The 26,267-nt window shown below is 65.3% G+C and carries 22 protein-coding genes; 13 read left to right on the forward strand and 9 right to left on the reverse strand.

Annotation, left to right across the window (positions count from 1 at the left end; genetic code table 11):
- Positions 1-29 precede the first annotated feature (29 nt).
- Positions 30-1,424 (forward strand): carbohydrate porin, encoded by a 1,395-nt coding sequence (locus NLM31_RS19215; RefSeq protein ID WP_375167550.1) that lies wholly within the window; start codon positions 30-32, stop codon positions 1,422-1,424.
- Here the strand turns inward: NLM31_RS19215 and NLM31_RS19220 are convergent.
- The 3 genes from NLM31_RS19220 to NLM31_RS19230 all read right to left on the reverse strand — a co-directional run bounded on the left by NLM31_RS19220 (position 1,421) and on the right by NLM31_RS19230 (position 5,046).
- Entirely contained in the window at positions 1,421-2,716 is a 1,296-nt protein-coding gene (locus NLM31_RS19220) for an MFS transporter (protein ID WP_254193269.1), read from the reverse strand. The two genes, NLM31_RS19215 and NLM31_RS19220, sit on opposite strands and share 4 nt — an antisense overlap.
- Positions 2,717-2,830: 114 nt before the next feature.
- Entirely contained in the window at positions 2,831-4,027 is a 1,197-nt protein-coding gene (locus NLM31_RS19225) for an acetyl-CoA C-acyltransferase (RefSeq protein WP_254130864.1), read from the reverse strand.
- Positions 4,028-4,275: 248 nt separating this feature from the next.
- The gene (locus tag NLM31_RS19230) at positions 4,276-5,046 is read right to left on the reverse strand and encodes an enoyl-CoA hydratase (protein ID WP_254130865.1); all 771 of its coding nucleotides are present in this window, start codon (positions 5,044-5,046) and stop codon (positions 4,276-4,278) included.
- Positions 5,047-5,199: 153 nt separating this feature from the next.
- Here NLM31_RS19230 and NLM31_RS19235 point away from each other — a divergent pair, with 153 nt between their 5' ends.
- Entirely contained in the window at positions 5,200-5,739 is a 540-nt protein-coding gene (locus NLM31_RS19235) for a PaaI family thioesterase (protein WP_254193270.1), read from the forward strand.
- A gap of 59 nt (positions 5,740-5,798) precedes the next feature.
- A complete protein-coding gene (locus tag NLM31_RS19240) occupies positions 5,799-6,419 on the forward strand; it encodes a TetR/AcrR family transcriptional regulator (RefSeq protein WP_254193271.1) in 621 nt (206 codons plus the stop codon).
- Between the two features lie 112 nt (positions 6,420-6,531).
- Here the strand turns inward: NLM31_RS19240 and NLM31_RS19245 are convergent, their stop codons facing one another.
- Entirely contained in the window at positions 6,532-7,440 is a 909-nt protein-coding gene (locus tag NLM31_RS19245; RefSeq protein WP_254193272.1) for a LysR family transcriptional regulator, read from the reverse strand.
- Between the two features lie 102 nt (positions 7,441-7,542).
- Here NLM31_RS19245 and NLM31_RS19250 point away from each other — a divergent pair, with 102 nt between their 5' ends.
- The 8 genes from NLM31_RS19250 to NLM31_RS19285 all read left to right on the forward strand — a co-directional run bounded on the left by NLM31_RS19250 (position 7,543) and on the right by NLM31_RS19285 (position 16,910).
- A complete protein-coding gene (locus tag NLM31_RS19250) occupies positions 7,543-9,039 on the forward strand; it encodes a CoA-acylating methylmalonate-semialdehyde dehydrogenase (RefSeq protein ID WP_254193273.1) in 1,497 nt (498 codons plus the stop codon).
- A 21-nt stretch (positions 9,040-9,060) separates the two neighbouring features.
- The gene (locus NLM31_RS19255; RefSeq protein WP_254193274.1) at positions 9,061-10,206 is read left to right on the forward strand and encodes an isobutyryl-CoA dehydrogenase; all 1,146 of its coding nucleotides are present in this window, start codon (positions 9,061-9,063) and stop codon (positions 10,204-10,206) included.
- Entirely contained in the window at positions 10,203-11,270 is a 1,068-nt protein-coding gene (locus tag NLM31_RS19260; protein ID WP_254193275.1) for an enoyl-CoA hydratase/isomerase family protein, read from the forward strand. Before NLM31_RS19255 ends, NLM31_RS19260 begins: the two co-directional genes overlap by 4 nt.
- Positions 11,271-11,296: 26 nt before the next feature.
- Positions 11,297-12,187, forward strand: a complete 891-nt coding sequence (gene mmsB, locus NLM31_RS19265; RefSeq protein ID WP_254193276.1) for a 3-hydroxyisobutyrate dehydrogenase — start codon at positions 11,297-11,299, stop codon at positions 12,185-12,187.
- Positions 12,187-13,902 (forward strand): AMP-binding protein, encoded by a 1,716-nt coding sequence (locus NLM31_RS19270; protein ID WP_254193277.1) that lies wholly within the window; start codon positions 12,187-12,189, stop codon positions 13,900-13,902. The genes mmsB and NLM31_RS19270 overlap by 1 nt, the downstream gene beginning before the upstream one ends.
- Before the next feature lie 6 nt (positions 13,903-13,908).
- Positions 13,909-14,388 carry a MaoC family dehydratase gene (locus NLM31_RS19275; RefSeq protein ID WP_254193278.1) on the forward strand — a complete coding sequence of 160 codons (480 nt, stop codon included), beginning with the start codon at positions 13,909-13,911 and terminating at the stop codon, positions 14,386-14,388.
- 227 nt (positions 14,389-14,615) lie between these two features.
- On the forward strand, positions 14,616-15,533 hold the full coding sequence (locus tag NLM31_RS19280) for an SDR family NAD(P)-dependent oxidoreductase (RefSeq protein ID WP_254193279.1): 918 nt from the start codon (positions 14,616-14,618) through the stop codon (positions 15,531-15,533).
- A gap of 144 nt (positions 15,534-15,677) precedes the next feature.
- Positions 15,678-16,910, forward strand: coding sequence for a TIGR03862 family flavoprotein (locus NLM31_RS19285; protein WP_254193280.1), 1,233 nt, complete (start codon positions 15,678-15,680; stop codon positions 16,908-16,910).
- Here NLM31_RS19285 and NLM31_RS19290 read toward each other — a convergent pair whose 3' ends face one another.
- Entirely contained in the window at positions 16,911-18,128 is a 1,218-nt protein-coding gene (locus NLM31_RS19290; RefSeq protein WP_254193281.1) for an MFS transporter, read from the reverse strand.
- Positions 18,129-18,220: 92 nt separating this feature from the next.
- Between NLM31_RS19290 and NLM31_RS19295 the strand changes: the two genes are divergently transcribed.
- Positions 18,221-19,123 carry a LysR family transcriptional regulator gene (locus NLM31_RS19295; protein ID WP_254193282.1) on the forward strand — a complete coding sequence of 301 codons (903 nt, stop codon included), beginning with the start codon at positions 18,221-18,223 and terminating at the stop codon, positions 19,121-19,123.
- On the opposite strand, the gene NLM31_RS19300 is transcribed toward NLM31_RS19295, so the two are convergent.
- From NLM31_RS19300 to NLM31_RS19310, 3 genes are all read right to left on the reverse strand, one after another.
- On the reverse strand, positions 19,120-20,199 hold the full coding sequence (locus NLM31_RS19300) for a D-TA family PLP-dependent enzyme (RefSeq protein ID WP_254130879.1): 1,080 nt from the start codon (positions 20,197-20,199) through the stop codon (positions 19,120-19,122). The genes NLM31_RS19295 and NLM31_RS19300 overlap by 4 nt on opposite strands.
- Before the next feature lie 116 nt (positions 20,200-20,315).
- Positions 20,316-22,127, reverse strand: a complete 1,812-nt coding sequence (locus tag NLM31_RS19305; protein ID WP_254193283.1) for an ABC-F family ATP-binding cassette domain-containing protein — start codon at positions 22,125-22,127, stop codon at positions 20,316-20,318.
- Positions 22,128-22,129: 2 nt separating this feature from the next.
- Complete coding sequence (locus NLM31_RS19310; RefSeq protein ID WP_254193284.1) at positions 22,130-22,621, reverse strand: YaiI/YqxD family protein; 492 nt, start codon at positions 22,619-22,621, stop codon at positions 22,130-22,132.
- A 107-nt stretch (positions 22,622-22,728) separates the two neighbouring features.
- On the opposite strand from NLM31_RS19310, the gene NLM31_RS19315 reads away from it, so the two are divergent.
- Positions 22,729-23,529 carry a hypothetical protein gene (locus NLM31_RS19315; protein ID WP_254193285.1) on the forward strand — a complete coding sequence of 267 codons (801 nt, stop codon included), beginning with the start codon at positions 22,729-22,731 and terminating at the stop codon, positions 23,527-23,529.
- A 170-nt stretch (positions 23,530-23,699) separates the two neighbouring features.
- Here NLM31_RS19315 and NLM31_RS19320 read toward each other — a convergent pair whose 3' ends face one another.
- Positions 23,700-26,069 carry a xanthine dehydrogenase family protein molybdopterin-binding subunit gene (locus NLM31_RS19320; RefSeq protein WP_254193286.1) on the reverse strand — a complete coding sequence of 790 codons (2,370 nt, stop codon included), beginning with the start codon at positions 26,067-26,069 and terminating at the stop codon, positions 23,700-23,702.
- Positions 26,070-26,267: the final 198 nt, after the last annotated feature.

The raw sequence follows: 26,267 nt of genomic DNA on the forward strand, positions 1-26,267 counted from the left end.
CAGGCCAGCCGGTGTCGGCCGTGAGTGCGATTGTTTCGACATTTGCGTTGCGACGCTCGCTCGTGATCGCCGCGACGCTGGTCGCGAGCACCAGCGCCTTCGCCGGCGCTAAGGACGAGAGCGCCGCCGACTGGCTGTTCCCGAAATGGTTCAACGAATGGCATGACGGGCTCGCCAACAAGGGACTGAATTTCGGCGCGACCTACATTGCCGACAATATCGGCAATGTCTCGGGCGGGGTCTCGCGCGGCGCCATCCATTTCGGCCGGCTCGATCTGTCGGTCGACGCCGATCTCGACAAGCTCGTCGGCTGGACCGGCGGACGCTTCTACGCCAACGGCTACATCATCTACGGTCGCGGGCTCAGCCGGAACTACATCCAAAATCTCGCCACCATCAGCGAGATCGAGGCGCTGCCAGATCAGCGGCTTTACAACGCCTATTTCGAGCAGAGCTTCTTCAACGACCGCCTCAACATCCGGGCCGGCCAGCAGGCGGCCGACGTCGAGTTCTTCGACAGCCAGACCGACGACCTCTTCATCAACGGCACCTTCGGCTGGCCCGCCATCAAGGCGACCAATTTGCCGGCCGGCGGCCCGGCGCCGCCGATCGCGGTGCCCGGTATTCGGCTCAAGGCTCAGGTCGCGAACAACGTCACCGTCTTCGGCGCAGTGTTCAACGGCAATCCGGCCGCCCCCGGCGACGGTGATCCGCAGACGCGTGACAATCACGGCCTCGCATTTCGTGTCAATGATCCGCCGTGGGTCATCGGGCAGGTCCATTTCGACTATCACGTTAACATCGGCGGAAGCACGCTTGCCGGCAACGTCACGCCCGGCGGCTGGTATCATTTCGGCGACTTCGACAGCCAACGCTTCACCGCGGACGGCATCTCGCTCGCAGACCCGACCGGATCCGGAATTCCTGCGAAGCTTCGCGGCAATTACGGAATCTACGCGGTCGTCGAGCAGGCGCTCTGGCGGCCGCCGGGGACGGAAATCGAAAAGACCGTGTCGGCCTCGATACCCGGCGTTACCGCGTTCGGCCGCATCGCCTACAGCCCGCCGGATCGCAATTTGATCGATCTCTATGTTGACGGCGGCGTCGGCTTTGTCGGCTTTACGCCCGGTCGTCCACTCGATCGGTTCGGGATCGGGCTTGCCTACATGCGGACCTCGGGGGCGGCCCGGAGCCTCGATGTCGACACGCAGATCTTCAGCGGGATCCAGAGTCCGGTACGCAGCAGCGAGGGCCTGCTTGAAATTATCTATGAGGCGCACATCAAGCCGGGCTGGCTGATCGCGCCTTACTTCCAATATGTGCGCAGGCCGTCCGGCGGCATTCCGAACCCGAACGATCCGACCGGCGTGTCGCGGATCGGTGACGCCGCCGTGTTCGGCGTCACCACCACGCTCCGGTACTAGGCCATCGCCGGTTTTGGTTGCGGTTTTGGCTGTCGCGACAGCGCCAGCACGATCAGCGAGGCGAACACGCAGAGTGCGCCGGCCACGAAGAAGGCGGGCAGGTAGCTCTGCAGCAGCGTCCGCGACAGGCCCGCGCCGAAGGCGGCAGTGCCGGCGCCGAGCTGGTGGCCGGCGAAGATCCAGCCGAACACCAGATTCGCGCGTTCGGGTCCGAATTTCTGCGCGGTCAGCCGCACCGTCGGCGGCACGGTGGCGATCCAGTCGAGACCGTAGAACATCGCGAAGATCGACAGGCCATAGAACGAGAAATCGCTGAACGGCAGGAAGATCAGCGAGAGCCCGCGCAATCCGTAGTACCAGAACAGCAGGAAGCGATTGTCATAGCGGTCCGACAGCCAGCCCGACATGATGGTGCCGAAGAAGTCGAAGATGCCCATCGCCGCCAGCAGGCTCGCCGCCTGCACCTGCGGGATGCCGAAGTCGAGGCACATCGGAATCAGATGCACCTGCACGAGGCCGTTGGTCGAGGCGCCGCAGACGAAGAAGGTCGCAAACAGGATCCAGAACGCGCTCGACTTCGAGGCGTCGCGCAGTGTGCCGAGTGCCACACCCGTGATCGAGCCGTGGTTCACCGGTGGCGCGGGCAGGGGCTCGGTGCCTTCGTCGCCGAACGGACGCAGGCCCAGATCGCTCGGCCGGTCGCGCATGATGAGCAGGACCGCCGCTGCGGAGACGCCGAGCATGATACAGACGAAGCCGAGCGCCAGGCGCCAGCCGTAACGCTCGGTCATACTTGCCAGCAGCGGCAGGAACACGAGCTGGCCGGTGGCGACGCTCGCGGTCATGATGCCGACAACGAGGCCACGCCGCGCCGCGAACCAGCGCGTCGCGATGGTGGCGCCGAGCACCAGTGCGGTCATGCCGGTGCCGATGCCGATCACCACGCCCCACAGCGCCACGAGCTGCCAGACCTGTGTCATGCCGAGCGAGGCCACCAGCGCCGAGACGACGATGAGCTGTGCGGTCAGCGTGACATTGCGCAGGCCGTAGCGGTTGAGGAGGGCGGCTGCGAACGGTGCCATCAATCCAAACAGGATGAAGCGGATTGAAAGCGCAGATGAGATCTCCGCCGTGCTCCAGCCGAACTCCTTCTGCAAGGGAACGATGAACACGCCGGGCGCGCCGACCGTGCCGGCGCTGATCAGAGCGGCGAAGAAGGTCACGCCGACCATCACCCAACCGTAGTGGATGTTGCGACGGCCGAGCGCGGCCGAAAGCCAGTTCGAGATCATTGCCCCTCAATCCAGGTTGGCGGGCTCCGGGACGCCCGCGTCATTGTTGCAGTCTGGCACGGAAACGGGAAGTCTGAAATGACAGACTTCCCTCAATTCAGGACGTCGCGGCAGCTAGTGCGCGAGACGCTCCACCGCGATTGCAGTGGCTTCGCCGCCGCCGATACAGAGTGCCGCGACGCCGCGCTTGAGGTTGTTGGCCTCGAGCGCATGCAACAGCGTCACAATCAGTCGGGCGCCGGTGGCACCGATGGGATGACCGAGTGCGCAGGCGCCGCCATTGATGTTCAGCTTCTCGCGGGGAATGCCGAGATCGCGCTGCGCCGCCATCGCGACGACAGCGAACGCTTCGTTGATCTCGAACAGGTCGACGTCACCGGCGCTCCAGCCGACCTTGTCGAGCAGCTTGCGGATCGCCGGGATCGGCGCCGTGGTGAACCATTGCGGCTCCTGGCTATGCGTGGCATGGCCCTTGATCTCGGCGAGTGCAGGCAGCCCGTTACGATCGGCAAGCGAGCGCTTGGTCAGGACCAGCGCGGCGGCGCCATCGGCGTTTGCGGAGGAGGCTGCGGGCGTGATCGTGCCATTGGCGCGGAACGCCGGCTTCAGTCCGGGAATTTTGGCGGGATCCACCTTCAGCGGATGCTCGTCATTGGCGACGATGCGCGGCCCCGCCTTCTCGGTCAGTGTGATCGGCGCGATCTCGACCTTGAATGCGCCGCCCTCGACCGCCTTGCGGGCGCGGCTCAGCGTCTCCATCGCATAGGCATCCTGGTCCTTGCGGGTGAACTGATAGGCTTCCGCGGTGGCCTCGCCGAAGTCGCCCATGGAGCGGCCGGTCTCGTAGGCATCCTCGAGCCCGTCCATCATCATGTGATCGATGATGCGGTCATGACCGGCGCGATAGCCGCCGCGCGCCTTCGCCAGCAGATACGGCGCGTTGCTCATGCTCTCCATGCCGCCGGAGACGACGATCTCGGCCGAGCCGGCGCGGATGATGTCGTGCGCCAGCATGGTGGCCTTCATGCCGGAGCCGCAGACCTTGTTGACGGTGGTCGCGCCGGTGGCATCGGGCAGGCCGGCGCCACGTGCCGCCTGGCGCGCGGGCGCCTGGCCCTGGCCGGCCGGCAGCACGCAGCCCATGAAGACCTCGTCGACCTTCTCGGGCGCGAGCTTGGCGCGTTCCAGCGCCGCATTGATCACGTGCGATCCGAGCTTATGCGCTGCGAGCGGCGACAATTCGCCCATGAAGCGGCCGAGCGGGGTGCGGGCGGCGGAGACGATGACGACGGGATCGGCTGCTTCGGCCATGACAAGACTCCCTGGCGATGACAAGTGAGATTATGATCATCATATGATGCGGCGCAAAAAATGCAACCGCGCCCGGCATGAGAAATTGTCGTGGTTCGGATGAGATTCCCTCAAGTCGTCCCGGCGGAGGCCGGGACCCATACTCCGCAGCGAGTGTTGATGAGGCGAGATGGTAACTCGGAGTCTTCGTCAGATTGAATTCGGTGGTTATGGGTCCCGGCCTTCGCCGGGACGACACCGATGACAGGTCACCGCTTCCGGTTCACGAACGCCTGCATCAGTCGCGTCGGCTCGTCGGTCAGGAATGACTCGCCGAAGACCTTGACGCTGAGGTTCACCGACTCCGTCAGCGGCAGTTCCTCCCACTGTCGCAGCAATGCCTTCTGCGATCGCAGCGCTTCGGGGCCGCATTCGAGCAGCGCGTGCACGAGGTGCTCGATCTCGGCATCCAGTCCGCCGGCCGGCGCGATCTTGTCGATCAGGCCCCAGGCCAGCGCCGTCGGCGCGTCGATGTTTTCAGCGGTCATCACCAGCCAGCGCGCGCGGGCCCAGCCGATCAGGCGTGGCAGCAGGGCGGCGTGGATGACCGAGGGGATGCCGACGCGAACCTCGGGCATGCCGAAATGCGCATCATGTGCGGCGATACGGAAGTCGCAGGCGGCAGCCACTTCGAGCCCGCCGCCAAGGCACCAGCCGGGCATGCGTGCGATCACGGGGGCAGGGAATTGGCGTACGGCTTCGCAGAGATCGCGCAGGCGGCTGATGAACGCCTCGGCCGATTTCTGGTCGAGCTTCGCCATCTCCTTGATGTCGGCGCCCCCGATCATGCTCTTTTCGCTTTGGCCGCGCAGGACCACGGCTCGAATGCTGCGATCAGTGGCGAGTTGTTGCAGGCCTTCGCGCACCGCATCGGTCACGGGCGAGCCCAGAATGTTGAGCGATCCGGCATTGCAGATCGCGACATGGACGACGCCGCGCGCATCGCGCGTCACGCCGCAGTGATTGTTGAGCATTTCCATCGTGGCATCTCGAAGGTTTCGTGGACAGGCGCGAGGCGCACCGGTCGGAATTACTTCCGGGCCGAAATGCCTCCCTTGTCAAGCGGCGGGGACGGAGTTGCCAGCGGGAAGTCCGCAGCATAGTATGATGATGATCATACAAAGAGGCCGCCCATGACCGATTCCGCTCAACTCGACCTGTTTTCGCCAGCGCAGCGCCGCGAGCGCTTGGTGGACTGGCAGGTGCCTGCGCCCGTTGCAAAAGTGGCGATGGGCTTGTCCGGCATCGACGCCATGTTGGGCATCCGTGATGGCCGACTGCCCCCGCCGCCGTTTGCAAAGCTGATCGGCTTCGTCATGGCCGTGGTCGAGCCGGGCCGGATCGTGATGGAACTGGAGCCGCGCGAGGACCTCGAAAATACCATCGGCCTCGTGCATGGGGCGATCGCCGCGGCGCTCCTCGACACCGCCATGGGCTGCGCGATTTCGACGCGGCTGGAGGCAGGGCAGGGGTCGGTTACCCTCGACCTGAAGATGACCTTCCTGCGTCCGCTCTCGGTCCGTTCGGGACTGATCTCGGCCGAAGGCAAGATCATCAAGCTGGGGCGCCAGACCAGCTACACCGAAGGCTTTGTGCGCGACGGCAAGGGCGCCCTCGCAGTCCATGCAACTGCAACCTTTTCCATGATCGGCAACAATTTTACCGGGAATTAATGCGCCGCTGGACCGATATCCGTGTTATGAGATGACCTCCGACATCCAATGAGAGCCGCATGCGCTATTCTCGGGAACACAAGCAGGAAACCCACGATCGCATCGTGAAGAAGGCATCGGTGCGACTGCGCGAAAAGGGGGCCCACGGCATCGGTGTTGCCGACCTCATGAAAGAGGCGGGCCTGACCCATGGCGGATTCTACGCCCATTTCGATTCCCGCGAGGCGCTGGTGATCGAGGCGTTCGCCTACGCCATGGACCGCTCGATGGAGCACTGGCGCAAGCAGTCCGATCAGGTCGCGCCCGAGAAGCAGCTCGCCCAGATCGTCGACACTTATCTTTCGGCGCTCCACCGCGACAATCCCGGCCATGGCTGCTCGATCCCCGCGCTCGGCGCCGAGATCGCCCGCGAGAGTCCGAAGACGCGAAAGGCCTTTTCCGGCAAGCTCGACGAGATGGTCGAGATGATGACCGATTTCATCCCTAATTTGCCGCGCAAGGCCGCGCGCAAACAGGCGATCGCCACGCTGGCCACGATGGCCGGCACCATGCTGCTGGCGCGCATTGCGGGCTCCAGTGAGCTGTCGGATGAGGTGCTGAAGGCGGGCAAGGACAGCGCGCTGGACGGCGCGCGCCGTGAGCCTGCGAAGTCTGCACCGGCCAGGAAGAAGCAGAACTAGGCGAGATACCGTAGGGTGGGCAAAGCGGAGCGTGCCCACCATCTGTCGCCGCTCGAGAAAGATCGTGGGCACGGCGCTGGCGCGCCTTTGCCCACCCTACGAGAGTGGTGTTTTATCGCCCCGCAAACAGCGCCCGCTCGCGCTCCACGATCTCGCCGATGTAATCCGCCACCGCCCGGATCCGCGCGAGATCCTTGCTGTCGGCGTGCATCAGCATCCAGAACGTCCGCGTGATCGAAATCTCCTCCGGGAGCACCGCGACAAGCTGCGGATAGTCGGCCGCCATGAAGTGTGGCAGCACCGCGATGCCGAAGCCTGCAAGCGTCGCATTGAGCTGCGCGATCAGATTGGCACTGCGGAGGCGTGCCGAGATGCGCGGGGACACCTGCGGCAGATAGTCGAGCTCCGGCGTGAACAGGAGCTCCTCAATGTAGCCGACGAAACGATGCTGCGGCAGCACCTCGCGCGAGGCGATTTTCGGGAAGCGATCGAGATAGGCGGGGGCGGCATAGAGCCCAAGGCGATAATCCAGCAGCTTTCGGCCGACGATGCGGCCTTCCTTCGGCATGGTCAGGCTGATTGCGATATCAGCCTCGCGCTTGGAGAGACTGAACAGTCGCGCGGTGGCTACAAGTTGCAGATCGAGGTCAGGATAGCGGTCGGCAAAAGGCGCGAGCCGCGGTGCCAGGAAAGCGGTGCCGAACCCGTCGGGCGCGCCGATCCGCACCGTGCCGGTCAGCCGCGCCACCGAGCCGCCAACCTGCTCCTGGTTGGCGACGATGGTGGATTCCATCGCCTCGGCGCTGTCGGCGACGCGCTGGCCGGCCTCGGTGAGGAGGTAGCCGGTCTTGCGGCGGTCAAATAGCTTGGCCGAGAGGTGCTTTTCCAACCGGTCGACGCGACGGATCACCGTGGCGTGGTCCACGCCAAGCTGTTTTGCCGCAGCCGACACCGAGCCGCCCCGCACGATGGCCAGCACGAAGCGGAAGTCGTCCCAATCGATGTGACCTTGATCCAGCATTTTCGCACATCTATGGTGCATTATCTCAGACTTGAATCCTATAAAATGCAGGTCGATAGGATTTGTCAAAGCTATCAGACCGGGACCTAAGGAGTTCATTCCATGCGCGCAGTCGGACATTTCATCGGTGGCAAGGAGGTCAAGGGCACCTCGGGCCGTACGGCCGACGTTTTCGAGCCGATGACGGGCGACGTCCAGGCCAAGGTCGCGCTGGCGTCCAAGGCTGAAGTCCGCGCCGCCGTGGAAAATGCCCGCGCAGCACAGCCCGAGTGGGCTGCAACCAATCCGCAGCGCCGCGCCCGCGTCATGACGAAATTCGTCGAGCTGGTGCAGCGCGACTACGAAAAGCTCGCCGAGTTGCTCGCGCGCGAGCACGGCAAGACCGTGCCCGACGCCAAGGGTGACATCCAGCGCGGCCTTGAAGTCGCCGAGTTCGCCTGCGGCATCCCTCATCTGATGAAGGGCGAGTACACCGAAGGCGCCGGTCCCGGCATCGACATCTATTCGCTGCGCCAGCCGCTCGGCGTCGTCGCCGGCATCACGCCGTTCAATTTTCCGGCGATGATCCCGATGTGGAAATTCGCGCCCGCGATCGCCTGCGGCAACGCCTTCATCCTCAAGCCGTCCGAGCGTGATCCCGGCGTGCCGATGAAGCTGGCCGAGCTGATGATCGAAGCGGGCCTGCCGGCCGGCATCCTCAACGTCGTCAACGGCGACAAGGAAGCGGTCGACGCCATCCTCGACGATCCCGATATCAAGGCCGTGGGCTTCGTCGGCTCGACTCCGATCGCGCAGTACATCTATGAGCGCGCCGCCCAGACCGGCAAGCGCTGCCAATGCTTCGGCGGTGCCAAGAACCACGCCATCATCATGCCGGACGCCGACATGGATCAGGCGGTCGACGCGCTGATCGGCGCCGGCTACGGCTCGGCCGGCGAGCGCTGCATGGCGGTTTCGGTCGCCGTGCCCGTCGGCAAGACCACCGCGGACCGCCTCATGGAAAAGCTGATCCCGCGCGTCGAGTCGCTCAAGATCGGCACCTCGATCGATCCGTCCGCCGACTACGGTCCGTTGGTGACGCGCGAGGCGGTCGAGAAGGTCAAGGGCTACATCGATATCGGCCTCAAGGAGGGCGCGACGCTCGCCGTCGACGGCCGCGGCTTCAAGATGCAGGGCTACGAGAAGGGCTTTTATCTCGGTGGTTCGCTGTTCGACAACGTCACCAAGGACATGCGGATCTACAAGGAAGAGATCTTTGGCCCCGTGCTCTCGGTCGTGCGCGCGCACGACTACAAGGAAGCGCTGGCGCTGCCGTCCGACCATGACTACGGCAACGGCGTTGCCATTTTCACCCGCGACGGCGACGCTGCCCGCGACTTCGCAGCCAAGGTCAACGTCGGCATGGTCGGCATCAACGTGCCGATCCCGGTGCCGATCGCCTATTACACCTTCGGCGGCTGGAAGAAGTCCGGCTTCGGCGATCTCAACCAGCACGGCCCGGACTCGATCCGCTTCTACACCAAGACCAAGACGGTGACTTCGCGCTGGCCATCCGGCGTCAAGGAAGGTGCGGAGTTCTCGATCCCGACGATGAAGTAACTCAAGCAGCGCGAGCTCGACATGCAGTTCGCCCTGAATGAGGATCAAGTCGCGGTTCGCGATATGGCGTTGGCGTTTGCGGCGGAGAAGATCGCGCCGCACGCGCTGCGCTGGGACGAGGAGAAGCATTTCCCCGTCGACGTGATGCGCGAAGCCGCAACGCTCGGCATGGGCGGCATCTACATCCGCGAGGATGTGGGTGGCTCTGCCATGACGCGGTTCGACGCGGCGCTGATTTTTGAGGCGCTGGCGACGGGCTGTCCGACGACCTCGGCCTTCATCTCCATCCACAACATGGCGTCCTGGATGATCGATGCGTTCGGCAGCGACACCCAGCGCCACACATGGTTGCCGAAGCTATGCACCATGGAGCTGATCGCGAGCTATTGCCTGACCGAGCCGGGCGCCGGCTCCGATGCAGCAGCACTCCGCACCCACGCGGTGCGCGAGGGCGATCACTATGTTCTCAACGGCCAGAAGCAGTTCATCTCCGGTGCCGGCGGCACCGATCTCCTGGTTGCAATGGTCCGCACTGGCGGCGACGGCCCCGGCGGCATCTCGACCCTCGTCATCGACGGCAAGACGCCGGGCGTGTCCTTCGGCGCCAATGAGCGCAAGATGGGCTGGAACGCGCAGCCGACCCGCGCGGTGATGTTCGAGAACGCCCGCGTGCCGGTCGCTAATCGCTTGAGCGAGGAGGGCGTCGGCTTCAAGATCGCGATGGCGGGCCTCGACGGCGGCCGCCTCAACATCACGGCGTGTTCTCTTGGTGGTGCCCAAACGGCGCTCGACAAGGCGCGCGCCTACATGAAGGAGCGCAAGGCGTTCGGAAAGCGGCTCGACGAATTCCAGGCCCTGCAATTCAAGCTCGCTGACATGGCGATCGAGCTCGAGGCCGCACGCACATTCCTGTGGCGTGCTGCGGCGGCGCTCGACCGCAAAGATCCCGACGCCACCATGCTGTGTGCAATGGCAAAGCGCTTCGGCACCGATGTCGGTTTCGAGGTCGCCAACCACGCGCTGCAGCTTCACGGCGGCTACGGCTACCTCAGCGAATACGGCATCGAGAAAATCGTGCGCGATCTGCGCGTGCACCAGATCCTCGAAGGCACCAATGAAATCATGCGGCTGATCGTGGCGCGCAAATTGATCGAGGGCGCGCGATGAGTTCGGTGGAAGAGGGCGATCTGATCGTTCGCCGCGAGGGCGCAGCGGGCGTGATCCGCCTTAATCGCCCGAAAGCGATCAACGCTATGACGCTGGAGATGTCCGAGGGCATCGACGCGGCGCTGGATCGCTTCGAGACCGATCCTGAAGTCGCATTGATCATTCTGGAAGGCTCTGGCGAACGCGGCCTCTGCGCCGGCGGCGACGTCCGCGGCCTCTGGGAGAGCTCGCGCGAGGGCGGCGACCTCGGCGCGCGGTTCTGGCGCCAGGAATACGTCATGAATGCGCGGATCGCGAAGTACCCAAAACCCTATGTCGCGTTCATGGACGGCCTCGTGATGGGCGGCGGCGTCGGGCTTTCGGGCCACGCCAGCCATCGTGTCGTCACTGATCGTACCAAGCTCGCGATGCCCGAGGTCGGGCTCGGCTTCTTCCCCGATGTCGGCGGCACCTGGCTGTTGTCGCGCTCGCCCGGCGAGATCGGCACCTATTTTGGTTTGACCGGCCAGACCATGAACGGGCCTGACGCGATCCACGCCAAGTTTGCGGATGCCGTGGTACCGGCGGCCAAATGGCCGGCGCTGCGCGAGGCGCTGACCAGGGTTCGCGCCGGCGTCACAGCGGCGGATGTCACCAAGCTCATCAACGGCTTTGCGACTGGTGAGACCGCTGGGCCGGTTGCAGCAAAGAAGGCCGTTATCGACGCCTTGTTCGGCTTCGACCGCATGGAAGACATCTTCGCGGCCCTGAAGCGCGACGGCTCCGAGTTCGCGCTGGCGACGCTCAAGACACTGAATGAAAAATCGCCGCGCGGCATGGTGGTGACGCTGAAGCTGCTGCGGCTCGCGCGCACCGCATCGAGCCTGGAGGAATGCCTGGTGCGCGAATATCGCGCCGCGCTGGAGGTGTTCCGCAGCGACGATTTCCGCGAGGGCGTGCGCGCGGCCGTGATCGACAAGGACCGCAATCCGACCTGGTCGCCGCCGCGGATCGAGGACGTGACGCCGCAAATGCTGGCGCCGTATCTCGCGGAGATCGGCGTCGACGAGCTGAAGTTCAACTAACAACGCTACAAGCGGAGGAAACGACAATGGCCACGATCGCATTCATCGGTCTCGGCAACATGGGCGGCCCGATGGCCGCCAATCTGGTCAAGGCCGGCCACAAGGTGGTGGCCTTTGATCTCGTCGAAGCCTCCCGCAATCAGGCCAAGGCCGATGGAGCCGGGATCGCCGACAGTGCGTCGGGCGCAGTGAAGGGCGCTGACATCGTCGTCACGATGCTGCCCGCAGGCAAGCACGTGCTCGGCGTCTGGAACGAGGTGGTGCCCGCCATGGCCAAGGGCGCGCTGATCATCGACTCGTCCACCATCGACGTCGAAAGCGCGCGCCAGGCGCATGCGCTTGCCGCCAAGCACGGCGTGCTCTCGGTCGACGCACCGGTCTCCGGCGGCACCGGCGGCGCCAAGGGCGCAACGCTCACTTTCATGTGCGGCGGCGAGGAGGGCGCCTTCGCGGCGGCAAAGCCAGTGCTCGAGAGGATGGGCAAGAAGATCGTGCATTGCGGCGGCGCCGGCGCGGGCCAAGCCGCAAAGATCTGCAACAACATGATCCTCGGCATTTCCATGATCGCGGTGAGCGAAGCCTTTGCGCTCGGAGAAAAGCTCGGGCTTTCACACCAGGCGCTGTTCGACGTCGCCTCGACCTCGTCGGGCCAGTGCTGGTCGCTCACGACCTATTGCCCGGTTCCGGGTCCGGTTCCGACCTCGCCGGCCAACAACGACTACAAGCCCGGTTTCGCCTCGGCGCTGATGGTGAAGGACCTGACCCTGGCGCAGGACGCCGCGAGGGCCGCAGGCGCCGCGACGCCGCTCGGCCAGCATGCGCAGGAGATTTACCAGGCCTTCGACAAGGCGGGGCAGGGCGGGGTGGATTTTTCCGGAATTATCAAGCACGTTAGGGAGCTAGCCGGGAAAACTTAATGACGACATTTCAGGAAGCGCGTGCGTTTCTTCTTGCTCATCGCACTGATTACGAGACAGCGGTCAGAGATTTCCGCTGGCCCGATCCGGTTCCCTTCAACTGGGCACTCGACTGGTTCGACGAGCTGGCGAAAGATGCGGAAGCCAAGGACAGGCCTGCGCTCTGGATTGTCGATGCTGCACAGGACAAGCAGACAAAGCTGTCCTTCGCAGCGCTCTCACAGCGCTCGAACCAGGTCGCCAACTTCCTCCGCGCACAGGGCCTGAAGCGCGGCGATCACCTCCTGCTGCTGCTCGGCAACGTGGTTCCGCTGTGGGAGACGATGCTGGCGGCGATCAAGCTCGGCGTCGTTGTGATTCCCGCGACCACGCTGCTCACGGCCGAGGAGCTGCGCGACCGGCTCGATCGCGGCAAGGCGAAGGCGGTGGTGGCCGCCGAAGATCAGGTCACGAAATTCGCAAGCCTTGGTGCGGAGAACATCGTGCGCATCGTGGTCGGCGCCGCTTCCGAAGGCTGGCTTGCCTATGACGAGACGGCGAAAGCTTCTGAGAGTCTTGTGCCGGACGGCCCGACCCGCGCCGACGACCCGATGCTGCTCTATTTCACCTCGGGCACGACGGCAAAACCAAAGCTCGTGCTGCACAGCCAGCGCAGCTATCCGGTCGGTCATCTCTCGACCATGTACTGGATCGGGCTGAAGCCCGGCGACGTCCATCTCAATATCTCGTCGCCCGGTTGGGCCAAGCACGCCTGGAGCTGCTTCTTCGCGCCGTGGAATGCGGGTGCCACCGTGTTCGTGGTCAATCAGCCGCGCTTCGATGCCAAGGGCCTGCTCGCCACCATCGGCCGCTGCGGCGTCACCACGCTGTGCGCGCCGCCGACGGTGTGGCGGCTGTTCATTCAGGAAAACCTTTCGGCCTTCAAGGTCGCCTTGCGCGAAGTCTGCGGCGCCGGCGAGCCGCTCAATCCGGAAGTGATCGACCAGGTGCAGGCCGCCTGGGGCCTCACCATCCGCGACGGCTATGGCCAGACCGAAACCACGGCGCTTGCCTGCAACTCGCCGGGGCAAAAGATCAAGATCGGCTCGATGGGCCGGCCGCTGCCGGGCTATCGTGTGCAGGTCAGCGACGCCGACGGCCATCCGGCCAAGGAAGGCGAGGTGGCACTGCTGCTCGGTGCCGACCGTCCGGCGGGTCTGATGCAAGGCTATCAGGGCGACGACGGCAAACTCTCGGGCGCCGAAGGCGAGCTCTATCGCAGCGGCGACGTGGTCTTCGCTGACGAGGACGGCTATCTCACCTTCGTCGGCCGCTCCGACGACGTGTTCAAATCATCCGACTATCGCATCAGCCCGTTCGAGCTGGAGAGCGTGCTGCTCGAGCATGAACTCGTTGCGGAAGCCGCGGTGGTGCCGAGCCCGGATCCGATCCGGCTCGCGATCCCCAAGGCCTTCGTGCTGCTGACCTCGGGCGCGGAGCGGACGCCGGAGACGGCGCTCTCGATTTTCAAGCACCTGCACACGCGGCTTGCGCCGTTCAAGCGTATCCGTCGCCTCGAAATCGTCACCGAACTGCCGAAGACGATCTCTGGCAAAATCCGCCGCGTGCAGCTACGACGGCTCGAACGCGACGATGATCGCAACGATCCGCTGCGCGGCCGGGAATTCCGCGAGGAGGATTTTCCGGAGCTGCCGAAAACAAGAAGTGAGACCTGAAGCGACATGAACGAAATCTGGAAGAAGCCGCCGATCACGCTGGAGGCCTATCAGGCCATGGTCGGCAAGGAGATCGGCGTATCGTCCTGGCACCTGATCGACCAGCCCCGCATCGACACCTACGCCGACGTCACCGAAGATCACCAGTTCATCCATGTCGACCCCGAGAGGGCTAAGGCGGAGACGGCGTTCGGCACCACCATCGCGCACGGCTTCCTGACGATGTCGATGCTGTCGGTGATGTCCTACGAAGTGATGCCGGCGATCGCGGGCACCACGATGGGCGTCAATTACGGCTTCGACAAGCTGCGCTTCATCTCGCCGGTGCGCTCGGACAAGCGCGTCCGCGGCCGCTTCGTGCTGGCGGAAGCCAAGCTGCGCAAGCCCAATGAGTTGCAGTCGCGCACCAACGTGACGGTCGAGATCGAAGGTGAGGACAAGCCCGCGCTGGTCGCGGAGTGGCTCGGCCTGATCTATTTCGCCTGAGCCCAGCCGTCAGGGCCGGGCTTGACCCGGCCATGCATCGCTGCTCAAAAGTTACCTCAGAGCGGGGTTTAACCCTCTCCCCTTGCGGGAGAGGGTGCCTCGCGAAGCGAGGCGGGTGAGGGGTTTCTCTCCGCGAACTCGCTAGCTGACACAACCCCTCATCCGGCGCTGCGCGCCACCTTCTCCCGCAAGGGGAGAAGGGAAGAAAGAATAGGGAATCTTATCTCATGGCAATCAGGTTCGACGGACGCGTCGCTATCGTCACCGGCGCGGGCAATGGTCTCGGCAAGGCGCATGCGCTGGGCCTCGCCAGCCGCGGGGCGAAAGTCGTGGTCAACGATTTCGGCGGCGCGCGCGACGGCACCGGTGCCTCGCTCTCGCCGGCTGAGGCCGTGGTCGAGGAGATTCGCAAAGCAGGCGGCACCGCGATGGCCGACGGCGCCGACGTCTCGAATTTCGAGCAGGTTACCGCCATGGTCGAGCGCGCCACCAAGGAGTGGGGCAGCGTCGACATCATGTGCGCCAATGCCGGCATCCTGCGCGACAAGTCGTTCGGCAAGATCGAGGCCGCCGATTTCCAGAAGGTGCTCGACGTGCACCTCGTCGGCACCTTCTATTGCTGCAAGGCGGTCTGGGCCGGCATGCGCGATCGAAATTACGGTCGCATCGTGCTGACCACCTCGTCCTCCGGCCTCTACGGCAATTTCGGCCAGGCCAATTACGGCGCCGCGAAGTCGGGCATGGTCGGGCTGATGAATGTGCTCGCGGAAGAAGGCCGCAAGACCAACATCCGCGTCAACATCATCTCGCCGACCGCGGCGACGCGCATGACCGAAGAGCTGCTGCCGCCGCAGGCGCTGCAACTGATGAAGCCGAACGCGATCACGCCTGCGGTCGAGTACATGCTGAGCGAGGACGCGCCGACCCGCACCATCATGGGTGCCGGCGCCGGCTCCTTCGCGGTGATCAAGATTGTGGAGAGCGAAGGCATCAACCTTCCGGAGTCCGAATGGACCCCCGACGCCGTCGCCGCCCATTTCGCTGAGATCAGTGACATGTCGAAGGCCAAGGCGTTGACCGGCGCGTTCGAGCAGACGCAGAAGTATGTGGCGCAGGCCGCGGCACGGGCGGGCATCAAGCTCTAATTCTCTCATTCCGGGGCGCCCGAAGGGCGAGCCCGGAATCCATCGTGCCACCGACTCTGCCGCCCAATGGATTCCGGGCTCGCGCTGCGCGCGCCCCGGAATCACACTGTTTGTGGCGCGATAATCTGGCCTTAAACTCCCGTCATGACTTCATCCGAGACAAACATCGCTGTCATCGGCGCCGGTCCCGCGGGCTTGATGGCGGCGGAGGTGCTGGCGCAGGGCGGCGCCCGCGTCACTGTCTACGACGCCATGCCGTCGGCGGGCCGCAAGTTTCTGATGGCCGGCCGTGGCGGGCTCAATCTCACCCACAGCGAGCCGCTCGTGGATTTCCTCCCGCGCTACCGCGAGGCGATGCCGCACTTGCGCGCCGCGGTCGAGGCGTTTCCGCCCGATGCGCTGCGCGATTGGAGCGCAGCTCTGGGGCAACTGACCTTCGTCGGCAGCAGCGGCCGGGTGTTTCCAAAGACGTTCAAGGCCTCGCCCTTGCTGCGCGCCTGGCTGCGGCGGCTCGATGTATCAGGCGTGCACTTTGCGTTTCGCCATCGCTGGACCGGGTGGGACGAGCAGGGTCGGCTCCAATTCCAGGCACTCAACGGTCCGCTTGCCATCGCCCCGAGCGCAACCGTGCTCGCACTCGGTGGCGCGAGCTGGCCGAGGCTCGGCTCGGATGGCGCCTGGGTCGGATATCTCGCCGCGAAGGGCGTTGCCATCTCTAGGCTCAGGCCGGCCAATTCCGGCTTCACGGTTGCATGGTCCGATGTGTTTCGGGATCGATTCGAGGGCCAGCCTCTGAAGGGCGTGGCGCTGACGGTCGGCGCGCACGCGGTTCGGGGCGAAGCCATGATCACGCGCAGCGGCATCGAGGGCGGCGCGATCTACGCGCTGTCGGCGGAGCTGCGCGAGGCGGTGTTGGGGATCGGGCAGGCGACACTGACGATCGCCTTGCGGCCCGATCTCGACAAGGCGGCACTGACCACGCGCCTGTCGGGCACGCGCGGCAAGCAATCGCTGGCGAACTTTCTCCGCAAGGCGGCGCAAGTGTCGCCGGTCGGTATCGGCCTGATGCAGGAAGCGGCCATAGCGGCCGGCCGGCCGCTGGCGGCGTTGTCGCCGGCGGAGCTTGCGCATCTGGTGAACGCAATCCCGGTTCAGCTCACCGGCGTGGCGCCGATCGAGCGCGCGATCTCCACCGCGGGCGGGATCGCCTTCGACGAGCTCGACGGCCACTTCATGCTGCGTAAACTCCCGGGCGTATTCGCTGCCGGCGAGATGCTGGACTGGGAAGCGCCGACCGGCGGTTATCTGCTGCAGGCCTCGTTCGCGACAGGCGCTGCCGCGGGCAGCGGCGTGTTGCGATGGCTTGCGTCATCCTGATCACGACGTGCCGGTCCGGGTCAAAAGATCGGTGAGAAGGCCGAGCACGCCAAAGCTCGCCGCGACCACACAGACCGCGCTCCAGCCGCCATAGCTCCAGGCTAGCGAAGCTGCCGCGGAGCCGACCCCACCGCCGACAAAGAACAGCGCAACGAACAGGCCGTTTATGCGGCCGCGCGCCTCCGGCCGCAACAGATTGACGGCGCGGCGGCCCAGCGTCTGGTCGGCGGTGATACCGACATCGAGCAGGATGGTGCCGAGGCTCAACACCAGGAGAGCCGCGATACGGGACTCGATCGCGCCCGCCCAGGCGCAGAGCGCGAGCGAGCCGATGATGCACAGATGTGCGGCGAAGAACAGCGGGCGTGCCCAGCCCTTGTCGCCCCAGCGACCGGCGAGCGGTGTCGCCGCGGCGCCCGCGACGCCGATCAGTGCGAAAGCGGCAATGCCCTTGGCATCGAGCGTGAACGGGACCTCCGGCAGGCGCAGCGCGACCGCGGACCAGAACGCGGTGAAAGACGCCATGACCAGGGACGCAGTCCAGGCCCGCACCCGCAGCACGGGTTCTTCCCGCAACAGTTTCGGGAACGAGCGGAGCAGATCGCCGTAGCCGACGCGGGCCGCCGGTTGCAGCATCGGCAGATAGCGGCCGAGCGCACCGGCGAGCAGCGCCATCAGGATGGCCGAGGCGAGGTAATAGGCACGCCAGCTCCAGAGATCTGCGATCAGGCTCGCGGCAGGCCGCGACAACAGGATGCCGATCATCAGCCCGCTCATGACTTCGCCAATGGCCTGGCCGCGGCGCTCGGGCGCGACCATCGAGGCCACGAGCGGAACCATCATCTGGATCGCCGCGCAGGACGCGCCGAGGACGAAGGTTGCGAGCAGCAGCAGCACTGGCGTCGGCGCGAGTGCAGTTGCCAGCGCCGCGAGGATGGCGCAGCCGAGCGTGCGCAGGATCAGGCGGCGGTTCTCGACGAGATCGACCAGCGGCACCAGCAACAGCAGGCCGAGCGCATAGCCGAGCAGGGTGAGCGTGCTGACGAGGCCGGCCTGCCAGGCGGTCATGGCCAGCGACTGGCCGATCAGTCCAACGAGAATCTGCGGCGCGAACAAATTGGTGACGACGACGCCAGTGGTGATGGCGCCGAGCCAGATCAGCGATCGCTCGGCGAGTTTCTTCGGGGATACGAGCTTGGTGGTTTCGGAGATGGTCATGGGACCTCGCGGGCTGAATGCGGGTCCCCTTTAAGCGGGACGATCAGTATGCTACAATTGAATTAAGTCTATAAAGAATATGCGAGTTACTTATGAATACCCATGACCTCGTCGCGTTCGTTGCTGTGGTCGAGACCGGATCAATCGTTGCCGCCTCGACGCGCCTCAACCTCACTCAGCCTGGCGTGACCCGGCGCATCCAGAATCTCGAGGAGATGCTGGGAGCGCAGTTGTTGGACCGCCTGTCGAAACCGTTGAAGCCCACGGCCGCAGGCCACGAGGCCTATGAGCAGGGTCGGCGCCTGCTCAGGATGCTGGATGATCTCAAGGCCGGCGTCGCCAAGGATGGCGTGGTGCGCGGTGAGTTCCGGCTCGGCCTCACGCCGTTTCTCTCCGAGGCCGGACTCAGCGGGCCGCTCGATGCGGTGCGTGCCGAATTTCCGGCGCTGAGCGTGCGCGTCGTCTCCGGCTGGTCGCCCAATCAGGTCGAGCGGGTCAGCCGCAACGAGCTGGATGCGGCCGCGATCTGCCTGCCCGACGGGGCCGCGCCGCCCGCCGATCTCGTCGCCGACGATCTCGGATCGCAGCCGGTCGTGTTCGTCGTTGCGCGCGAGATGAAGATCCCGCGCACCGTCGACCTCGAGCGCCTGTCGCAGCTCTCATGGGTGATCAACCAGGACGGCTGCGGATTTCGCGACACGCTCAAGCGTCGCTTCGATGCCGAGCATCTGCCGTTCACCGTCGCCGTGGAAGCGCTCGACAGCGAGCTTCGGCTCTCGCTGGTGTCACGCGGCCTTGGCGTCGGGCTGGTGACGCCGCTTGCGCTGAAGCGCAGCGCGTTTCGCGACAAGCTCAAGCCGGTCGCCGCGCGCGACTTCAATCCCGCGGTGCGCGCATGGCTCGTGCATCGTCCGCCGGCGGGGCGGTTGACCCGCCCGATCAATCTGTTCCGCGAGGGGCTCGACCGGGAGCTTCAGGCTCTCATTCGCGCCTAGCGCAGCTTGCCCCGTGCGGCCACCGGCAGCGTGCCGATGATCTCGTCGCCGCGGACCATCACCACCTCGTCCATCATGTTGACGACGACGCAAACATGATTGGGCACGATGCGGACGACGTCGCCGACGTTCGGGCGGGTGTTGCTGCGGGAGAGGTCGAGGAAGCCGTGCTCCTCGGCGAATTTTGCGATCTTGGCTTCGGGGTGCTCCAGGATCAGACCGTGGCCGTCGAGCCCGCCGGTATCGGTCGTGAGCGTCTTCGAGCCGGCGTCCAGAATGCCGCGCTCGGGTGCGGCACGGCTCACCACCGTCGAATAGATGTGCAGGGCGCAATCGTCCCAGGTGGCGGAGCCGGCGGCGACCTGCATGCGGTCGTTGTAGATGTAGGTGCCGAAGCGATGCTCGGTGCCGCCCTTGAGCTTGCCGATGTTGACGAGATTTGGCGTGCCGCCGGTCGAGACGATCCTGGCATCGAGCCCGTGCGCCCTCACGCCGGCGAGCGCCTCGTCGAAGAATTTCTGCGCATCGCCCCAGCCGGTCTCGGTCGGGTAGAGCATGAAGCCGGCAAACTGCAGTCCCTTGGACGCGGCGATCTCGCGTGCCAGCGCGATCGCCTCCGCCGGCGTCTCGACGCCCGCGCGCTTGCGGCCGGTATCGCATTCGACCACGACCGAGAGCGGGCGGCCCGAAGCCGCGGCCGCTTTCGGCAGGCCGGCAACGACGGTCGAATTGTCGGCGGCGACCGTCATGTTGGTCTTGGCATTCAGCGCGCCGAGCCGCGCCATCTTTTCTTCGCCCAGCAGATTGTAGCTGATCAGGATGTCGTCAATGCCGGCATTGGCCATGATCTCGGCTTCGCCGATCTTCTGGCAGGTGATGCCCTTGGCGCCCGCCGCGACCTGCATCTTCGCAATGGTTGGATTCTTGTGCGTCTTGATGTGCGGGCGGTTGGCGACGCCGGCGTCGTCGCAGGCCTTCTGGATCCGCGCGATGTTGCGCTCGACCTTGTCCATGTCGATGACCGCACAGGGCGTGCCATATTCGCGGGCGATTTTGGCGGCGAGGGGAGTGGTCATGTGATCTCTCTATTTCCGGCCCTGTGGGATGGGTAGAGCGAAGCGAAACCCATCAGAACCAATTCGCGTTAGGCGATGGGTTTCGCTGCGCTCTCCCCATCCTACGATATCCATGATCAGGCTTGCTCGATTTCTTCACGCAACATTTCGAGCTCCAGCCAGCGCTCTTCAGCGCTTGACAATTCGTCGTGCGCCTTGGCGATGGCGGCGGAGGTGTCGTCGAATTTCTTGCGATCCTTGGCATAGAGATTGGGATCGTCGAGCACACGCTGCAGCTTGGCAATATCGGCGTGCAACGTTTCCATCTTCTTCGGCAGCGTTTCCAGCGCGTGTTTTTCGTTGAAGCTCAGCTTCCGCTTGGACGTGGAGGCGGGAGCGGCAGTGCGCTCCTCTTTCCTCTCCGCAGGCGCCGACGTCTTCGCGGTGTCGCGCTTCAAATCCGCGCCGCGCTGCGCCAGCATGTCGCTATAGCCGCCGGCATATTCGATCCACTTGCCGTTGCCCTCGGGCGCGATCACGGAGGTGACGACGCGGTCGAGGAAGTCGCGGTCATGGCTGATCAGGATGACCGTGCCCTCGTAGTCGCCGAGCATGTCTTCGAGCACGTCGAGCGTCTCGAGGTCGAGATCGTTGGTCGGCTCGTCCAGCACCAGCAGGTTCGATGGTTTTGCCAGCGCGCGCGCCAACATCAGCCGGCCGCGCTCGCCGCCTGACAACACCTCAACGGGCGTGCCGCGCTGCTCCTGCGCGAACAGGAAGTCCTTCATATAGCCTACGACGTGCTTGGGCTTGCCGCCAACCATGATCTGGTCGCCGCGACCACCGGTCAGCGCCTCGGCCAGTGTCGATTTCGGATCGAGGCTTTCGCGATGCTGATCAAGTGTGGCGGTCTCGAGGTTGGCGCCGAGCCGCACGATGCCGGTGTCAGGCTCGCCGCCGCCGGTGAGTAGATTGACCAGCGTGGTCTTGCCGGCGCCGTTCGGGCCGATGATGCCGAGCCGGTCGCCGCGCTGGATTCGGGTCGAGAAATTGTCCACGATCACGCGGTCGCCAAAGGCCTTGGTGATGCCCTTGGCCTCGATCACCAGCTTGCCGGATTGCTCCGCCTCGGCTGCGGCGAGACTCGCGGTGCCGGCCGTGCCGCGATAATTGCGACGCTGGTCGCGCAATGTGTGCAGATTGGCGAGCCGCTTGACGTTGCGCTTGCGGCGGCCGGAAACGCCGTGCCGCAGCCAGTGCTCCTCGTCGACGATCTTGCGGTCGAGCTTGTGCTGGTCGCGCTCTTCTTCCGCCAGCACCTCGTCACGCCAGGTCTCGAACGAAGCGAAGCCGCGGTCGATCTGCTTGATCTTGCCGCGGTCGAGCCAGGCCGTCGAGCGGGAGAGATTGGTCAGGAAGCGGCGGTCATGGCTGATGATCACCAGCGCGCTGCGGCGGCCGTCGAGCTCCTTTTCCAGCCATTCGATGGTGGAGAGATCGAGATGGTTGGTCGGCTCGTCCAGCAGCAGGATATCGGGCGAAGGTGCCAGCACACGCGCCAGCGCCGCGCGGCGGGCCTCGCCGCCAGAGACGTTGGCCGGGTTCTCGTCGCCGGTCAGCCCGAGCTGCTCGACCAGATAGCGCGCCTGGTATGGATCGTCGCCGGGCGCGAGCCCGGCCTCGACATAGGCCAGTAGGGTCCTGTGCTCGCCGAAATCAGGCTCCTGCGGCAAATAGCGAACCGTCGCGCCGGGCTGCACGAATCGTGTGCCGCCGTCGGGCTCGACGAGACCGGCCGCGATCTTCAGCAGTGTCGATTTGCCGGAGCCGTTGCGGCCGATCAGGCAGACACGTTCGGATGGCGAGACGTTGAGTTCGACTCCCGACAGCAGCGGCGTGCCGCCAAAGGTCAGCTTGATGTCTTTGAGTTGGATCAGCGGCGGCGCCATGACTAACCTTGGCTCGTGGCGGCTTGGTCGGCACGACGGCGCTGGATCCGGCGTAGCGTCTGGTCGAGCGCCGAGAGGAAGGCGGAGCGGTCGCGCGGGGAGAACGAGCGCGGGCCACCGGTAACTTCGCCGGCCGAGCGCAGATCCGTCATGAGATTGCGCACTGCCAGCGTCATGCCGATCGACTCCTCCGTGAATGGCTTGCCGTTCGGCGCGATCACGTCGGCGCCGGCCTTGACGCAGCGGCTCGCCAGCGGAACGTCGGAGGTGATGACGACGTCGCCGGGCCTGGCACGCTCCGCGATCCAGTCGTCGGCCGCGTCCATCCCAGCGCCCGCGGCGATGCGCTCGATGAGGGGATCGTGCGGCACGCGAATAAGATTGCCGGCGACCACGCTCACGGGCACGCCGTGGCGAAGCGCCACGCGGTAGATTTCGTCTTTCACCGGGCAGGCGTCGGCGTCGACATAGATGCGGGTGGGGGTGTCGGTCATTCGCCGCGTGGTACCCCATTCGGGCCCCAAAGGCGAGGGGATTGACCCTGGTTCCTCAGGCCGTACGATCGGCCCTGAAAGAACAAAAACAGAGGGGAAAGCCCGCCATGCCGAACCGGCTCGAAACCTACCGCGTCGCGGCTTACAACACCGCCAAACAGTCCGAAAACAAGATGCACGACGACACGGTGGCGCGCCGCTTCGGCTTTTCCGGTGGCCTCGTCCCGGGCGTCGACGTCTTCGCCTACATGATGCACGTGCCGGTGGCGCGCTGGGGCCGCGATTTCCTCGCGCGCGGGTTGGTCGAGGCACGCTTCATCAAGCCGGTCTATGATGGTGAGACCGCCGATGTCGACGCGACCGAGCACAACGGCCTGCTCACGATCGAGGTGTTCAGCCGTACCGAGCTTTGCGCCACCGGTACGGCGTCGCTACCTGCGGCCCCTCCCGCGGTGTCATTGAGCGACTACGTCGAGGTACCCGCGGTGGCCGAGCGCCGGCCGGTCAGCCCTGATATCTTCGAGGTCGGCAAATGGCTCGGCACAACGCCGCGCCGCTGGGCCGGGCAGGACGCGACGGATTACCTCGCCGATGTCAGGGAGGCCGATCCGATTTTCGCGCGCGAGGGGCTCGGTCACCCCGGCCTGATCCAGCGCGTCATGAACCGCGTGCTGGTGGACAATACGATCCTCGGCCCCTGGATCCATGTCGGCAGCCGCATGCAGCTCTTGTCGCCCGCGCGCACCGGCGACGAGATCGTCGCGCGGGCGAAGGTCACGGCGAATTACGAGAAGAAGGGCCATCGCTTCGTCGAGTTCGACGCGCTTGTCGTGGCCAACGGCACAACGCCGCTGGCGCATTGCCAGCACACCGCGATCTACCAGCCGCGCGAGCAGGCGGCGGCGTAAGGCGCGGAAAGAAGCGAGCCTGCTGCTCCAAAATCGCTGTCATGCCCCGGCTTGACCGGGGCATCCAGTACGCCGCGGCCCCTCGGCTCAAGCCGCGCCGTCTCTGGAATACTGGATCGCCCGGTCAAGCCGGGCGATGACAGCATTTGTTGTGAGGCGGAAGGGCAGCCTTACGCCGCGCCCTTCGCGTCCTGGATCGCGCGCCACACCCGCTCCGGCGTCAGCGGCATGTCGATGTGCTTGATGCCGTAGTCCGATAGCGCATCGACCACCGCGTTCACCACCGTCGAGAGGCTGCCGGCACAGCCGGCTTCGCCGCAGCCCTTGGTGCCCAGGGGATTGCTCTTGGCCGGCACCGGGTGATCGCCGACCTCCATGAACGGCACGTCCTCGGCGCGGGGCAGCGCGTAGTCCATCAACGATCCCGTGATGGGCTGGCCGCTCTCGTCGTAGCGGACGTGTTCCATCAGCGCCTGGCCGATGCCCTGGACGACGCCGCCATGGAGCTGGCCCGCGACCAGCATCGGGTTGATCACGGTGCCGAAGTCGTTCACGGCGCTGTAGCGCACGATCTGCACCACGCCCGTATCCGGATCGACCTCGACCTCGGCGACATGGCAGCCGTTCGGGAAAGCCGAGGCGACCGGATCGCTGGTGTGATCGACGTCGAGACTGTCAGGCACGCCATCCGGCACCTTGCCGTCATGCAGCTTCTTGGCAAGCTCCATGATGTCGATGCTGCGGTCGGTGCCGGCGATGGTGAAGGCGCCGTCGGCGAATTCGATGTCGGCTTCCGAGGCCTCCAGCATGTGCGCGGCGGCGCGCTTGCCCTTTTCGATGACGAGCTTTGCCGCGCCGACGATGGCCTGGCCGCTCGCCGTAATCGAGCGCGAGCCGCCGGTGCCGTTGCCGGTATGGACGATATCGCTGTCGCCCTGCACGAGCTTCACGCTCTCGAAGGGGACACCGAGCTGCGCGCTCAGCACCTGCGCGAACGGCGTCGCGTGGCCCTGGCCGTAGTCGAGCGTGCCGGTGATGAGTTGCACCGAGCCATCGGGATCGAACACGATCTTGCCGAGCTCGGGGCTCGGCGGCGCGGTGACCTCGAGATAGGAGCCGACGGCGATGCCGCGCAGCTTGCCGGCCTTCTTGCTCTCCTTCTTGCGCTTGGCGAAATTCTCGTGGTCGGAGATTTCGAGCGCCTTGGTGAACACCGCCTGGAAGTCGCCGCTGTCATAGGTGACGCCCGAGGAGGCCGGGAACGGCATCTGGTTCGGCTTGATGAAGTTGCGCTTGCGCATCGTCAGCCGGTTGATGCCCATCTCGTCGGCGGCGCGGTCGATCAGCCGCTCCATGTAGTAGTTGGCTTCGGGACGGCCGGCGCCACGATAGGCGCCCATCAGCGTGGTGTTGGTCAGCACCGTCTTGATGTCGACGCCCATCAGCGGCGTGCGGTAGACGCTGGAAAAGTTCTTGCCGGTGTTGAGCGAGAGCGGGCCGGGCGCAACGCCGGTGATGTAGGCGCCGAGATTGCCGTAGCCGGAGAGCTTTGCCGCGAGGAAGTGACCCTCGGCATCGAGCGCGAGCTCGGCATGGATGCGCTGCGCGCGGCCGTGGCTGTCGGAGAGGAAGCTGGTGGAGCGCTCGTCGAGCCACTTTACCGGACGTCCCAGCGCCTTCGCCGCGTACAGGATGCACATGTATTCGGGATAGTTGACGTTCTTCATGCCGAAGGAGCCGCCGACATTGGCGGTGAGGATGCGCACCTTCTCGTTCGGCACCTTCAGATTCTTGGCGAGGTTGGCGCGGTTGCCCGCGACGCCCTGCGTCGGCATCTGGATGGTGTAGCGCTCGGTCGCCTTGTCGTAGGAGGCAAGACCGACGCGCGGCTCCATCGAGACCACGGCAACGCGGGTGTTCTCGATATCGACCTTGGTCACATGGGCGGCGCTGGCGAACGCGGCGTTCACCTTCTCCATGTCGCCATAATGATAGTCGAGCGCGACGTTGTTCGGGATGTGGTCGTAAAGCTGCGGCGCGCCGGGCTTGGTGGCTTCCTCCGGATCGGTCACGGCCGGCAGCGGCTCGATATCGAGCTCGACGGCTTCAGCCGCGTCGCGCGCCTGCGCCAACGTCTCGGCCACCACGAAGGCGACGGGGTCGCCGACGAAGCGGACCTTGTCGGTTGCCAGCGGCTGGCGGTTGGTCTGGAGCAGGGGCGAGCCGTCGCGGTTCTTCAGCGGCAGGCCGCAGGTGAAGGGACCGTAGCCGGCCGCGTCGAGGTCCTTGCCGGTCCATACGCCCAGCACGCCCGGCATTGCCCTCGCGGCCTCGGTGCCGATGCCGCGGAGGATGCCGTGGGCATGGGTTGAGCGGACGACCACGCAATGGGCCTGGCCGGGCAGGTTGAAATCGTCGGTGTAGCGGCCCTTGCCGCGCACCAGCGTGTCGTCTTCCTTGCGGCGGACCGGCTGACCAACGCCGTATTTTTGCAGTGCAATAGCGTTTTCGAGCGTCGAGGATTTCGTGTGTTCTTGCATGGAAATGACCTGAAAAGCCGGCAATTGCGCGTTTTGTGGGCGCCTGGGGGGACCGGACCCCATTGAAATAACCCACCGACCCGTTCACGACAACGCACGAATGGGCATGGTCCCATGTGATGCGTTGTTGCGCATACCCGCCGCGCTGCTAATGTTTCAGGCGAAAAATCAATTCCAGACCGGCCCGACCGGCCGCGG

It is taken from the genome of Bradyrhizobium sp. CCGUVB4N, assembly GCF_024199945.1.
Lineage (GTDB): Bacteria > Pseudomonadota > Alphaproteobacteria > Rhizobiales > Xanthobacteraceae > Bradyrhizobium.